The sequence below is a fragment of the Klebsiella sp. 141240 genome, assembly GCF_050600805.1.
Taxonomy (GTDB): domain Bacteria; phylum Pseudomonadota; class Gammaproteobacteria; order Enterobacterales; family Enterobacteriaceae; genus Klebsiella; species Klebsiella aerogenes.
Map to the genome: position 1 here is coordinate 1 of NZ_JAQIRK010000007.1, position 13,891 is coordinate 13,891.

The following is a 13,891-nucleotide window of genomic DNA, read 5'->3' on the forward strand; positions in this document are numbered from 1 at the left end:
GACACGCTTTACGTTACGGGGCTATAGCTCAGCTGGGAGAGCGCTTGCATGGCATGCAAGAGGTCAGCGGTTCGATCCCGCTTAGCTCCACCAAATTCTGCACCCAGCGGATTTGGTTCGTAAAGAGGTACTGTGGGGCTATAGCTCAGCTGGGAGAGCGCTTGCATGGCATGCAAGAGGTCAGCGGTTCGATCCCGCTTAGCTCCACCAAAATTCGAACCCTCGCTACGGCGGGGGTTTTTGCTTTTGGCGCCGTCAATGTAAATGACGTTAAGCTTACGTCAGCGTGTATCGAGCAAATAAAAACCAACGTAATTTAGGAATTTTTCTCGGTTTATTTTCTTGCCTGCCATTATTAACCAACATACTATTTTCTGATTGCTTATAATTTTTTAGCCGCAGAGGTGTTGATTAACAATAATGACTGACATATTTAACATCAAAGTTAAAAAAACTCTGCTGGCGTTAATTGTTTGTTTGATTTTTATTCCGCTTTCTCGATTAATTTCTCCGCAAACCCTTATCGACGGAAAACAAATTTATCTGGCATGGCTACCATTAAGCGTCATGTACGCAACCATTTGTATTTTCGGTCGTTACGCCGTTGCTCCCTTGATTGTTGCGTTTGCAATTACTAATACATTTATAATAGATCTAACTTATACGCAGGCCGCTATCCTGTTATTCTGTCAGTTATTTTCCGTCTTTTTCACCTTCGCAATCATGCGCTCGTTGTCGGGGAAAAAATGGCGTAGCGGAAGGCCGGCCAAGCGCCATATTGGTCGCCGTATCTTCTGGGGCGGCTTCTTTGCCCCCATCCTGCTTAAGCTGACGATGTATCTGGCGGGGCGCTTCTTCGCTTTCCCGCTTGCCGTCTCCAGCTACTTTAGTACCGCCTCGATCATCTATTCCGTTATTGATATCCAGGCGTTGATATGCGCCGCCTTAATCTTTACGACCGCTTTCTATTATCCGATGAGAATGATAGTTAGCCCACGTTATCGGCGGGTGTTTTGGGCCCGTCATTGTCAACCGTGGCTGGTGAAAGAAAAAAGAACCTTTACCGTGTATTGGTTTATAGCATTAATCACAATCATGCTGGTGCTTTGCGCGCCTTTTGATTCCGATTTAATTGCCGGATATCTGGTGCCAATTATTTTCATTCTCTACTTCGTTGGTATTGGGCGGCTGGGGCATGAGTTAATTCGTATTACGTGGGCTATTTCGGCATTCTTTTTAGTCGCCTATAACAAAAACTTTCTGCAGGGCGTTCAATCGGGGTACTCCTTGTCATTTGTCCTGTCGGTGCTAATTTCATTCACGATTTGTTTGTTTTACATGACGGATATTTATTCGCGTAGCGACAGAATTAAACAACGCTGGCGCGATCGGGCTGAAGAGGATCCGTTAACCGGGTTACCCAATCTGCGAGCTCTGGAGGGACATTTGCGCCAGTCGCCGCGGGTGGTTATTAGCAGTCTGCGCATCGAAAACCTGGACTTCCTTAGCCGCCATTACGGCATGATGATGCGCGTAGAGTGCAAACGGCAAATAGCCCGCCGCCTGCAGCCGCTCCTGGATCACCGCGATAAAATTTATCAGCTCCCGGGTAGCGAGTTATTGTTGGTGATAGAAGGGCCGGATCCGGCTGCGCGGCTAAATCACATTGTCGCGATGCTTAACCACGCAAAATTTAACTGGCATAACCACGCTCTCGATTTAGAGTTTGGCGCGGCGTGGGGCAGCTACAGCGGCATTGAGACGGAATTACATCCCATGCTCGGCCAGCTTAGTTGGCTATCGGAGCAGGCTGGCGCCGTGCAGCGGGTGCTGGCGTTAGATACCGCGCAGGAAGAGGTTTCCGATCAAACGACCGAACAGGTGCGGATGCTGACGAAAATTAAACAAGCGCTGAACGAGCGTAATCTTCTGTTATATGCGCAGCCGATTCAGAATGCAGAAGGGGAAGGCTATTACGAAATCCTCACCCGTATGCGCTGCGGCGAGACGATTATCACCCCCGATCGTTTTATTCCGCTTATTGCACAGTTCAACCTCAGTCAGCGCTTCGATATGCTGGTGCTGGAAACGCTGTTCAGCCAGCTTGATCAACATCCCGGCCGACGTTTCTCCGTTAATTTGCTGCCGTATACGCTGATGCAAAAAGATAGCGCCGCACAGATCATCGCGCTGTTTAAGCGTTATCGCGTTTCGCCTGCTTATATCACGATTGAGATAACCGAAGAACAGGCGTTCTCGAATGCGGATACCAGCATGCATAATATTCAGCTGCTGAGCGAGTTCGGTTGCGCTATCGCTATTGATGACTTCGGTACCGGTTACGCTAACTATGAGCGTCTGAAAAGCCTGCAGGCGGATATCGTAAAAATTGACGGCTGCTTCGTGCACGAAATCGAGAGCGACCAGCTTGATGCGATTATCGTCAAATCCATTATCGAAATCGCGAGGGCGAAACAGTTAACGGTCGTCGCAGAGTACGTAGAGACCCAGGCGCAGAAGGCGATGTTACTGGCGCTGGGCGTCGATTATTTGCAGGGCTACTTGATTGGCAAACCACAGCCGTTAAGCGAATTGAAGGCGTAAAAAAGCCGTGCGATGCTACAGCCCGGCTTGTTATTTTATTAACGTCTGTTTGAGATTACAGTACCAGCGCAGCGATAGAGGCTGACAACACGCTGACCAGCGTGGAACCGTAAACCAGTTTCAGACCAAAGCGAGAAACCACGTTACCTTGCTCTTCATTCAGGCCTTTAATCGCCCCGGCGATGATGCCGATAGAAGAGAAGTTGGCGAAGGAGACCAGGAAGATGGAGATGATACCTTCCGCACGCGGGGAGAGCGTCGCTGCCACTTTCTGCAGATCCATCATCGCCACGAATTCGTTAGACACCAGTTTGGTCGCCATAATACTGCCGACCTGCAGCGCTTCGCTCGCCGGCACGCCCATTACCCACGCAACCGGGTAGAAGATGTAGCCAAGGATCCCCTGGAAGGAGATGCTGTAACCAAACCAGCCGGTAACGGTGGCGAACAGGGCGTTAAGTGCGGAGATCAGCGCGATAAAGCCGATCAGCATCGCCGCAACGATAATCGCTACTTTAAAGCCTGCCAGAATGTATTCGCCCAACATTTCGAAGAAGCTCTGACCTTCGTGCAGATTGGACATCTGCAGGTTTTCTTCGCTCTGCTCAACGCGATACGGGTTAATCAGCGACAGGACGATAAAGGTGCTGAACATGTTAAGCACCAGCGCGGCAACCACATACTTCGGCTGCAGCATAGTCATATAGGCGCCGACGATGGACATCGAAACGGTAGACATCGCGGTTGCCGCCATGGTGTACATACGGTTGCGCGACATTTTGCCGAGAATATCTTTATAGGCGATGAAGTTTTCCGACTGACCGAGGATCAGCGAGCTGACGGCGTTGAAGGATTCCAGTTTGCCCATGCCGTTAACTTTCGACAGCACGGTACCGATAGCGCGGATGACAATCGGGAGAATGCGAATATGCTGTAAAATACCAATCAGCGCGGAAATAAAGACGATTGGGCACAAAACCTTCAGGAAGAAGAAGGCCAGACCTTTATCGTTCATGTTACCGAATACGAAGTTGGTGCCTTCGTTGGCGAAACCGAGAAGTTTCTCGAACATCTCAGAAAAGCCTTTCACGAAACCCAGACCGACATCGGAGTTCAGGAAGAACCAGGCCAGCAAAACTTCAATAACAAGTAATTGAATAACATAACGAATGCGGATCTGCTTACGGTTGTGACTGACCAGCAAGGCCAGTATAGCCACCACAACGATCGCGAGGACAAAATGCAAGACGCGGTCCATATTTGCTCCAAATATGAGGCAGGTTAAATTTCCGTGCACATTCTATGCAACAAGCCTAAATAAAACGAGATCGAATCCACACTATTGCAAGGATATGTGACCAATAACAAAAATAGTGATCAATCGTACATTTTTGTTATGTTATGCAAAGGTATTAAAAGTTGCATTAATGTACTAATCTGATGAAAGGCGCGTTGTCCACATCTTCACGCCCGTTTTGTTGTTTGGCCTACTATCGTTCCCTCCTATCAAAGCAATCATTATCACCTTTCTAAATGAACTTGATAATCATTCGCATTTTGATAGCATTAAACATAGCAAAGGCTATATTTCCAGGGGCAGAAAATGACTAGCAGTCGCGTTGAGAATAGCAGCGGTCGCGCAGCGCGCAAGATGAGGCTCGCACTGATGGGGCCCGCATTCATTGCTGCCATCGGCTACATCGATCCGGGTAACTTCGCCACGAATATCCAGGCTGGCGCCAGCTTTGGCTATCAATTGTTATGGGTAGTGGTATGGGCGAACCTGATGGCGATGCTGATTCAGGTGTTATCGGCCAAGCTCGGTATCGCCACCGGTAAAAACCTCGCGGAACAGATCCGCGACCATTACCCGCGCCCGGTGGTGTGGTTTTACTGGGTACAGGCGGAAATTATCGCCATGGCGACCGATCTGGCTGAATTCATCGGCGCGGCCATCGGCTTTAAGCTGCTGCTCGGCGTTTCCTTATTACAGGGGGCGGTGTTGACCGGCGTCGCCACCTTCCTGATCCTGATGTTGCAGCGTCGTGGGCAGAAACCGCTAGAAAAAGTCATCGGCGGGCTGCTGCTGTTTGTGGCGGTGGCCTATGTGGTCGAGCTTATCTTCTCGCAGCCGGCGATAGCGCCGCTGGCCAAAGGTATGATTATTCCGAGCCTGCCGAATGGCGAAGCGGTATTCCTTGCCGCCGGGGTTCTCGGGGCGACGATTATGCCGCACGTTATTTATCTGCACTCGTCGCTGACGCAAAACCTGCACGACGGCTCGCGCAAAGAACGCTATAACGCCACGCGTTGGGACGTGGCGATTGCGATGACCATTGCCGGCTTCGTTAACCTGGCGATGATGGCGACCGCTGCCGCGGCGTTTCACTTCAACGGTCACACCGGAGTGGCCGATCTCGACCAGGCTTATTTAACTCTCGAGCCGCTGCTTAGCCATGCCGCCGCGACGATTTTTGGTCTCAGTCTGGTTGCCGCCGGTCTCTCGTCGACTGTAGTCGGAACGCTTGCCGGGCAGGTCGTGATGCAGGGGTTTATCCGCTTCCATATTCCGCTGTGGTTTCGCCGGACAATTACCATGCTGCCATCGTTTATCGTGATTTTGATGGGGCTGGACCCGACGCGTATCCTGGTAATGAGTCAGGTGTTGCTGAGCTTCGGGATTGCGCTGGCGCTGGTGCCGCTGCTGATTTTTACCAGCGATGCGCGGTTAATGGGCGATCTGGTAAACAGTCGGTGGGTAAAACGCATCGGTTGGCTGATTGTGGTGATTGTGGTGGCGCTGAACGGCTGGCTGATTATTGGTTCCGCATTAGATTAAGGCGGACAACAAAAAAGGGAGCTTTCGCTCCCTTTATCAATTAGTGGTGCCCGTGGCCATGTCCTCGACCACCGCCCCAGCCACCGTGACGACCGCCCCAATCGCCACGGCGATCGTTCCAGCCTTCGCGATAACCGCGCTCGTAAGCACGACCGCGATCCCAGCCGCGTTTATCCCAACCGCGATGCCAGCCGTTATCATGGCGATGCCAGCGGTGATCGCGCCATTCATAATGACGACGCCAGTAGTCACGGTCGCGCCAGCCGCCACCGTCCCAGTAGTTACCGTAACCGTCACGATCGCCAATTTGTAATTTTACCGATGGCAGCAGGGTGATTTCACCAGCATTGGCGATAACCGGCGCGCACGCCAGCAGTACCGCAGCCAGAATCAGTGACCTGAACATACTCTTCTCCTCACGATCGGGTCTTAAATGACCTGTTAACCAGATATTACGAGCCGGTAAAGAGGCGTAGCATCAGGGAACTCTTAAATCGCAAGAAATAGCATTTTTTGCCAAAGTAAAAATGAGTTTACACCGCAAGGATCGCGTCAATGGCGGCGCACTCTTCAGCGCTGAACTGGCGGTTGCTTAACATGCCCACGGCATCGTCCAGTTGCGCTGTCTTACTGGCGCCGATCAGCACTGACGTCACCTTATCTTCACGCAGTACCCAGGCTAACGCCATCTGTGAGAGCTTCTGTCCGCGGCGCCCGGCAAGGGCGTCAAGCTGGCGGACTTTTTCCAGCCGCTCGGCGGTGAGCTGTTCCGGCTGTAAAAAACGGCTATTGCTGGCTGCGCGCGAGTCTGGCGGAATACCGTTGAGGTAGCGGTTGGTCAGCTGGCCGCCAGCCAGCGGTGAAAACGCTATACTTCCCACGCCTTCGGCCTGCAGCATCGCTAATAATCCTTCTTCCACCCAGCGTTCAAACATCGAATATTTGGGTTGGTGAATCAGGCAAGGCGTGCCGAGATCGTTGAGGATAGCGAGAGCCTGACGCGCCAGCTCGAGCGGGTAGTTCGATAAACCAACGTAGAGCGCTTTTCCCTGGCGAACCAGATGATCCAGCGCGCGCATGGTCTCTTCCAGCGGCGTTTCCGGGTCCGGGCGGTGGTGATAAAAGATATCGACGTACTCAAGACCCATCCGCTTCAGGCTCTGGTCGAGACTGGCGACCAGATACTTGCGCGATCCCCAGTCGCCATAAGGACCATCCCACATGGTATAGCCGGCTTTACTGGAGATGATGAGTTCGTCGCGGTAGGGCAGAAAATCTTCTTTCAGGATCCGCCCAAAGTTGCTCTCAGCCGATCCCGGCGGTGGACCGTAATTGTTCGCCAGGTCGAAGTGGGTAATACCAAGGTCGAAGGCGTGACGCAGCAACTGGCGGCTGACCTCTACCTGTGTTTCATCGCCAAAGTTATGCCACAGGCCGAGAGATATCGCCGGTAGCTTCAGGCCGCTGCGCCCGCATCGGCGGTACTCCATGGTCTGATAACGCGTGTCGCTTGCCTGGTAAACCATACTTCCTCCGCATCAAAACAGGGTGTGTATACGTTTACACTAATCAATGTTGTACGCGGAGTATATGGGGAAAACGCGTAAATTTTGCTTTCCACCCTCTTTATTGCTCACAATCTGGACAGGTAAAGCGCATATCTAATACTCAAATTACCTGCACAATAACAAGGATTATGGATATGCAACCGACTTACACCATTGGCGATTATCTGCTGGATCGTCTCGTAGATTGTGGTATCGATCGCCTGTTCGGCGTGCCTGGTGATTACAACTTACAGTTTCTCGATCACGTGATAGCCCATCAAAATTTGGGATGGGTCGGCTGTGCTAACGAACTGAACGCGGCCTACGCCGCTGACGGCTATGCGCGCATAAAAGGCGCCGGCGCGCTGCTAACCACCTACGGCGTAGGGGAGTTAAGCGCGTTGAATGGGGTGGCCGGTAGTTATGCAGAACATATCCCTGTACTGCATATTGTGGGCGCGCCTTCTACCGGCGCGCAGCAGCGCGGCGAACTGCTGCACCATACGCTCGGCGATGGCGATTTCACCCATTTCTCGCGGATGAGCGAACAAATTACCTGTACCCAGGCGACGCTAACGGCGGGCAACGCCTGTCACGAAATTGACAGGGTATTAAGCGACATGCTGACCCACCATCGCCCTGGGTATCTGATGCTGCCTGCCGACGTGGCGAAAGCCCGCGCGGTGCCGCCAGCCCGCGCGCTGGTGATTAAGGGCCCGGCGGCCGATGAAAACCAGCTTGCCGGCTTTCGCGAGCACGCGGCCAAACTGTTACGCAGCAGTCGCCGCGTGTCGCTGCTGGCGGATTTTCTCGCCCAGCGTTACGGCCTGCAAAACACACTACAGCAATGGGTTAAGTCCGCGCCGATTACCCACGCCACCATGCTGATGGGAAAAGGGCTGTTTGACGAACAAGGCTCAGGTTTTGCCGGGACCTATAGCGGGATCGCCAGCGCGCCGCAGACTCGCGAGGCGATGGAAAGCGCCGATGCCATCATCTGCGTGGGTACGCGCTTTACCGATACGATTACCGCCGGCTTTACCCATCATTTGCCAACGGAGAAAACCATCGAAATCCAGCCGTTTGCCGCACGGGTTGGCGATCATTGGTTCAGCCGGATCCCGATGGATCAGGCGCTGGCGGCCCTCATTGATGTTTCTGGCAAGCTGTCCGCGGAATGGAGCGCGCCAGATATCATCGCGCCCGACGCTTCCGGCGCGCCGCAGGGCAATCTGACGCAGAAAAGCTTCTGGAGTACGGTCGAGAAACAGCTGCGTCCGGGCGATATTATTCTTGCCGATCAGGGAACCTCGGCATTCGGCATCGCCTCATTAAAACTTCCCTCGCAGGCGACGCTGCTGGTGCAGCCGCTATGGGGCTCTATCGGTTTTACGCTACCTGCCGCTTACGGCGCGCAGACAGCCGCCGCGGACAGAAGGGTGGTATTAATCATTGGCGATGGCGCCGCGCAGCTCACTATCCAGGAGATGAGCTCGATGCTGCGCGATAAGCAAAAACTGTTAATTTTGCTGTTGAATAATGAGGGCTACACCGTCGAGCGCGCGATTCACGGGCCGGAACAGCGCTACAACGATATCGCGTTGTGGGACTGGAGCCGCTTCCCTGATGCTTTTGCGCCGGATACGCCTTCCCGCTGTTGGCGGGTATCGCAAACCGGCGAGCTGGCGGAGGCGATGGCCGATAGCGTTAACTCCGATAAGCTAACGATGGTCGAAGTCATGCTGCCAAAAATGGATATTCCTGATTTCTTACGCGCTGTCACTCAGGCGCTGGAAAATCGCAACAACCGCAGCTAATCGCCGCGGCGCCTGGCAATCATCAACGGCTTCCCGGCCAGCAGTAGCCAGGCCGGAAGCATCACGATACACAGCAGCGGCAGCAAGGTGGTATCCGGTACCACCACTGCCGCCATAAACAGGCTCAGCCAGCCATCGCGGGTGACGACCAGAACCAGACCGAGGATCGCGCAGGAGATGGTAATGGCGGCCGGTACCGCTTCAACGTGCGCATGCAGCATTAGCCCCAGCGAGACGCCGACAAACACCGCCGGGAAAATACGCCCGCCGCGAAAGCCACAGGCGGCCGCCAGCACCAGCGCCGCCAATTTCACCACGGCAATGAGCAGAAAATCACCGGCGCCAAGCGTCTGGCTGGAAGCCAGTTGCTGCATTTCGTCCAGGCCTTTAAACAGCGTAATATGGCCGCCAATAACGCCCAGGATCCCCAGTAAAAAACCCCCGATGCCGAGCATTAACACCGGATTTTTCAAGCGGTGGACGAGCGCGTGCAGACGCGGCAGACACCACACGGCGACCATGCCGACGGCGATGGCGATAAGCGTGACAATCGCGCCGCTGATGATATCGACGATGCGCAGGTGCGGATAGTGCGGGATTGGTAGGGTGAAATTGGGATGGAAAAAAATACCGGTCGTCAATGCGCCTGCCGCCGCCGCCAGCAACGGCGCGAACAGCCGGTCCCATAACGGAACGTCGCTGCTGCTATTGAGCGTTTGCGAAAAAATAAGCGCCGCGGCAACCGGTGTACCGAACAGCGCGCCGATGGTTCCCGACGCGGCAAGAATTGTCCAGTCCAGCGAACTTACCCGCGGAAACAGACGCGAGCCAAGGGCGACGGCAAGCGCGATATTGACGACCATGATCGGATGTTCCGGCCCGAGGCTAACGCCGCCGGCGAGGCCGAGAATCAACGCCGCCAGTAACCCCGGTAGCGCGCTGGTGGCGATGGGCGCGCCGATTAAGGATTCGGTTGCCGGATCTGGCCCACCATGTCCAGGACTGAAACGGACCACCAGCCCCACGGCAATCCCGGTGAGAGTGAGGATGGCTATTATCCATAGCGGACTATCGGCGGCAATGCCGACATGTGCCGGCAGGTCGCTCCACAAGATGCTCTGCAGAATTGCGGCGATCTTCATCGCCACAATCAATACCAGGCTGGAAGCGATGCCAATAATAATGGCCGGTATTGATAACAACAGCATCGTTCTGGCGCGCGGGTGCAGCATGAAGGGTTCCTTTTAAATGTCCTGAAGCGCTACTTTGCCTGTCTCTGTAAAGAGCTTCGGCGCAAATGGTGCTGAAACGATAAACTTAAGGCCAAACCTGACGTTGCGTGTATGAAATAAGATGCCGTGTTACATAGATTACAGTCTAATTGTGACCAATGTCGCTAAACTACCGGCGGCTGTACGTTGGTCGTTGTTGTTATGTCGCCATGAATTTACAGTGTGCGAAAAGAATTATTTTGACTTTAGCGGAGCCGTAACGGAATGACAAAATTTGCTTTAGTAGGAGACGTCGGTGGAACTAACGCCCGTCTGGCGTTATGTGATATCGCAAGCGGGGAGATTTCCCGCGCTAAAACTTATTCCGGGCTCGATTACCCAAGCCTTGAGGCCGTTGTACGCGTCTATCTCGACGAACAAGCCGTGAAGGTTGATGATGGTTGCATCGCCATTGCTTGCCCCATCACCGGCGACTGGGTGGCGATGACCAACCATACCTGGGCTTTTTCTATTGCCGAGATGAAAAAGAACCTCGGATTCGCGCATCTGGAAATCATTAATGATTTTACCGCGGTGTCGATGGCGATCCCGATGCTCAAAGCCGAGCATCTGATCCAGTTCGGCGGCGCGCAACCGGCGGAAGGTAAACCGATCGCAGTCTACGGCGCAGGCACCGGTCTTGGCGTAGCGCACCTGGTACACGTTGATAAACGCTGGGTGAGCCTGCCGGGCGAGGGCGGCCACGTTGATTTCGCGCCGAATAGTGAAGAAGAGGGCATTATTCTCGAAGAGCTACGCAGCGAGTTGGGCCACGTGTCCGCCGAACGCGTTTTGTCCGGCCCTGGGTTGGTTAATCTGTATCGGGCGATTGTTAAATCCGATGGTCGTTTGCCGGAAAACCTACAGCCGAAGGACGTCACTGAACGTGCGCTGGCGGATACCTGCATTGATTGTCGCCGCGCGCTGTCGTTGTTCTGCGTCATTATGGGGCGCTTTGGCGGCAATCTGGCGCTGACACTCGGCACATTCGGCGGCGTGTACATCGCGGGCGGCATTGTCCCGCGTTTCCTTGAATTCTTTAAAGCGTCGGGTTTCCGCGGCGGATTTGAAGATAAAGGGCGCTTTAAAGCCTATGTGCAGGATATACCGGTCTATCTCATCGTTCACGATAACCCAGGCCTGCTGGGCTCCGGCGCGCATCTGCGCCAGACGCTGGGGCACATCCTTTAAGTCGCTTTCAGTCGGGCGGCGTCTGCCGCCGCCCATCTCACTACAGATTCATCAACTGGCGAAACTCTTTCACCTTACTGCGGCTAACCGGTACCTGAAATTCAAGGTCGCGTAGCCGTAGGACGTAGGTGTTGTTGAACCATGGCTCTATTTCGCGAATTTTATTCAGATTGACGCAGTACGAGCGGTGGCAGCGAAAGAAGTGCGCAGCCGGCAGCTTGCTGCAGAATTCAGTGATGTTCATCGGCATGACGAATGATTCACGGCGCGTATAAACGAAGGTCATTTTTTCATGCGCTTCCGCGTAATAAATATCGTGAATGCTGGTGACGATGATCCGCTCGTCTTTAATCAGATTAATGGTGTCGTTTTCGCGGGTTGGATTGTGCACGGGCGTGCCGCTTACCGCCACCTGCTGCTGTTGCTGCCAGGCGCTGGACAGTTTCTGCAACATATTAATAATCCGCGATTCCTGATAAGGTTTGAGGATGTAGTCAAACGCTTCCAGTTCAAAGGCTTCCACCGCATGTTCTTTCCACGCGGTGATAAAAACGATGAACGGCTTATGCGCGAACTGGCTAATATTTTGCGCCAGCAGCACGCCATCCAGAGAGGGAATATTGATGTCGAGAAAGATGGCATCGACTTTATTGTGCTGCAGGAATTTCAGCACGTCGAGACCGTCGTCAAAGGTGCCGACGATCTCCATCTGGCTGTGAGTATTAATCAACCAGGTGAGTTCCTGCTGCGCCGGGAACTCATCCTCAACAATAATGACTTTCATGTTTTCTCCGCTCATGGCAACAGCGATACCGGTTCAGTCGCCGGGGCGTGCTGGTTGGGGACGTAGAACGCAATCTCCGTTCCCGGCGTCAAGCGGCGGATATGCAGCCCTTCGCCGTAGAGCAGTTTCACCCGATGATGAACATTCAGCAGGCCAATTTTATTGCCCGGCATCTCGTCGGCTTCGACGCGGGCCACCACCGCCGGGTCGATACCGTTACCGGTATCCCGCACGCTAATGCGCACCCGGTTTCCGCATTCGTTGATGGCGATGGTCACCACGCCCTTGCCCCGACAGGGTTGAATGCCGTGGACAATGGCGTTTTCTACCAGAGGCTGAATCAGCAGGCTGGGGATGACGCAGCTGACCTCTTCGTCAATATCATAAATCACCGTCAGCTTGTCGCCGAAGCGGGCCTGCTCGATCGCGATATAATCCTTAATTTGGTACAGCTCGCGCTTGATGTCGATCTGCTCGTCATCTTTTAACTCAATGTTATAGCGTAGATAACGCGACAAATTGAAAATCAACTGCCGCGCGGTATCCGGATTCATGCGGATGGAAGAGGAGATGGCGTTAAGCGCATTAAACAGAAAATGGGGATTAATTTTACTTTGCAGGGCGCGTAGTTCCGCTTTATTGGCCATTTCACGCAGCTGTTCGGCCCGCGAGACCTCAAGCTGGGTGGAGATAATTTGCGACAGGCCGATCGCCATCTCCTGCAGCGAGGAGGTTATACGATGCGCGTGGCAGTAGTAAATTTTCAGCGTGCCGGTCACTACGCCTTTCTCGCGTAGCGGAATCACCAGCATGGAGTGGATCTCCGGCGTTCTGTAGGCTTCATCGTTGTTTTTAATGATGATGGTGTCGCTTTCAATGGCTTTGCGGGTGGTTGGGCTGATATCGTTGTTGCGATCGTTATAGTTATTTTCCCCGTAGCCAACGTAGGCCAGCACCCGGTCAGTGGTTGTAATCGCGACCGCGTCGGCATTGATGTCCCGGCGAATGATATCGCAAACCTGGCGCAGCGATTCGCTGTTGACGTGGCGGAACAGCGGCAGCGTTTTGTTGGCGATATCCAACGCCAGTTTTGCCTGGCGCGCCGCGCTGGCTTCTTTCTCGCCTTCCACGCTTTGGACCAGCAGAACAATAAAACCGATGCAGATGCTGCCAAGGATCATCGGAATACCGATTTTGGAGACAATATCGATCCCCAACGCCAGCGTCGGCGCCCACAGCACCACGAGGATCATGGTTAGCGTTTCGCACAGCATCCCGGCCAGAATCCCCACCTTCCAGCGCTGGGCTTTCGGGATTTTGCGGTTGATAAGCCCGGAAAGTAACCCGGCGACAATACTGGTGATAAAGCAGGGGATGGCAGTCACGCCGTCAATATCAATGAGATAGCGGTGTACGCCGGCAATCACGCCAACAATCGCGCCGACCCACGGCCCAAACAGGATCCCGCCGGACATCACCGCGATAATCCGTACGTTAACCAGCGAACCTTCTACCGGAACGCCGGACCAGGTGCTAAATAGCGCAAACATGGAGAAAATGGCGGTGACCGCCAGCAACTCGCGAGGCGTATGTGCCGATTTATGCAGCAGTTCGCGGAACAGGCGTAAGCGGATAAGAAAAAAGAGGCAAATGAGCATTAATGCCGCGCGGTCAAAAACCGCCAGCAGCATATTAAATATATCGTGCATGGATGCGCCCAGGATTCGCGGGAAAGCAATATGATAGAAAACCTCACGCCAGAAGGCTAGCAGCAGAGATAAATGAGGAACAAGCATAAAAATTAAAGGGGATAAGTCGCTCACTCCAGCTATCAGGGC

The 13,891-nt window shown here is 53.7% G+C and carries 10 protein-coding genes and 2 tRNA genes; 6 read left to right on the forward strand and 6 right to left on the reverse strand.

Going from position 1 to position 13,891, the window contains the following annotated elements; translation table 11 throughout:
• Positions 1–17 precede the first annotated feature (17 nt).
• From PGQ95_RS14120 to PGQ95_RS14130, 3 genes are all read left to right on the forward strand, one after another.
• Positions 18–93 (forward strand) — tRNA-Ala (locus tag PGQ95_RS14120).
• Between the two features lie 41 nt (positions 94–134).
• Positions 135–210 (forward strand) — tRNA-Ala (locus tag PGQ95_RS14125).
• Between the two features lie 210 nt (positions 211–420).
• On the forward strand, positions 421–2,604 hold the full coding sequence (locus PGQ95_RS14130) for an EAL domain-containing protein (protein ID WP_113374461.1): 2,184 nt from the start codon (positions 421–423) through the stop codon (positions 2,602–2,604).
• Between the two features lie 55 nt (positions 2,605–2,659).
• Here PGQ95_RS14130 and nupC read toward each other — a convergent pair whose 3' ends face one another.
• Positions 2,660–3,862 carry a nucleoside permease NupC gene (gene nupC, locus PGQ95_RS14135; protein WP_013878156.1) on the reverse strand — a complete coding sequence of 401 codons (1,203 nt, stop codon included), beginning with the start codon at positions 3,860–3,862 and terminating at the stop codon, positions 2,660–2,662.
• Positions 3,863–4,207: 345 nt separating this feature from the next.
• Here nupC and PGQ95_RS14140 point away from each other — a divergent pair, with 345 nt between their 5' ends.
• Positions 4,208–5,443: an Nramp family divalent metal transporter gene (locus PGQ95_RS14140; protein ID WP_087860073.1), complete on the forward strand. Its 1,236-nt coding sequence runs from the start codon at positions 4,208–4,210 to the stop codon at positions 5,441–5,443.
• 40 nt (positions 5,444–5,483) lie between these two features.
• Here PGQ95_RS14140 and PGQ95_RS14145 read toward each other — a convergent pair whose 3' ends face one another.
• Complete coding sequence (locus tag PGQ95_RS14145) at positions 5,484–5,849, reverse strand: DUF2502 domain-containing protein (RefSeq protein ID WP_087860074.1); 366 nt, start codon at positions 5,847–5,849, stop codon at positions 5,484–5,486.
• Positions 5,850–5,976: 127 nt separating this feature from the next.
• Positions 5,977–6,969, reverse strand: a complete 993-nt coding sequence (gene mgrA / locus PGQ95_RS14150) for an L-glyceraldehyde 3-phosphate reductase (protein WP_113374460.1) — start codon at positions 6,967–6,969, stop codon at positions 5,977–5,979.
• Between the two features lie 176 nt (positions 6,970–7,145).
• Between mgrA and PGQ95_RS14155 the strand changes: the two genes are divergently transcribed.
• On the forward strand, positions 7,146–8,807 hold the full coding sequence (locus PGQ95_RS14155; protein WP_113374459.1) for an alpha-keto acid decarboxylase family protein: 1,662 nt from the start codon (positions 7,146–7,148) through the stop codon (positions 8,805–8,807).
• On the opposite strand, the gene PGQ95_RS14160 is transcribed toward PGQ95_RS14155, so the two are convergent.
• The gene (locus tag PGQ95_RS14160) at positions 8,804–10,039 is read right to left on the reverse strand and encodes an ion channel protein (RefSeq protein WP_213317961.1); all 1,236 of its coding nucleotides are present in this window, start codon (positions 10,037–10,039) and stop codon (positions 8,804–8,806) included. The two genes, PGQ95_RS14155 and PGQ95_RS14160, sit on opposite strands and share 4 nt — an antisense overlap.
• 264 nt (positions 10,040–10,303) lie before the next feature.
• Between PGQ95_RS14160 and glk the strand changes: the two genes are divergently transcribed.
• Positions 10,304–11,269, forward strand: a complete 966-nt coding sequence (gene glk, locus PGQ95_RS14165; protein WP_113374457.1) for a glucokinase — start codon at positions 10,304–10,306, stop codon at positions 11,267–11,269.
• A 40-nt stretch (positions 11,270–11,309) separates the two neighbouring features.
• On the opposite strand, the gene PGQ95_RS14170 is transcribed toward glk, so the two are convergent.
• The gene (locus PGQ95_RS14170) at positions 11,310–12,053 is read right to left on the reverse strand and encodes a LytR/AlgR family response regulator transcription factor (RefSeq protein WP_087860079.1); all 744 of its coding nucleotides are present in this window, start codon (positions 12,051–12,053) and stop codon (positions 11,310–11,312) included.
• A gap of 11 nt (positions 12,054–12,064) precedes the next feature.
• Positions 12,065–13,762, reverse strand: a complete 1,698-nt coding sequence (locus PGQ95_RS14175; RefSeq protein WP_045391561.1) for a sensor histidine kinase — start codon at positions 13,760–13,762, stop codon at positions 12,065–12,067.
• Between the last annotated feature and the right edge of the window lie 129 nt (positions 13,763–13,891).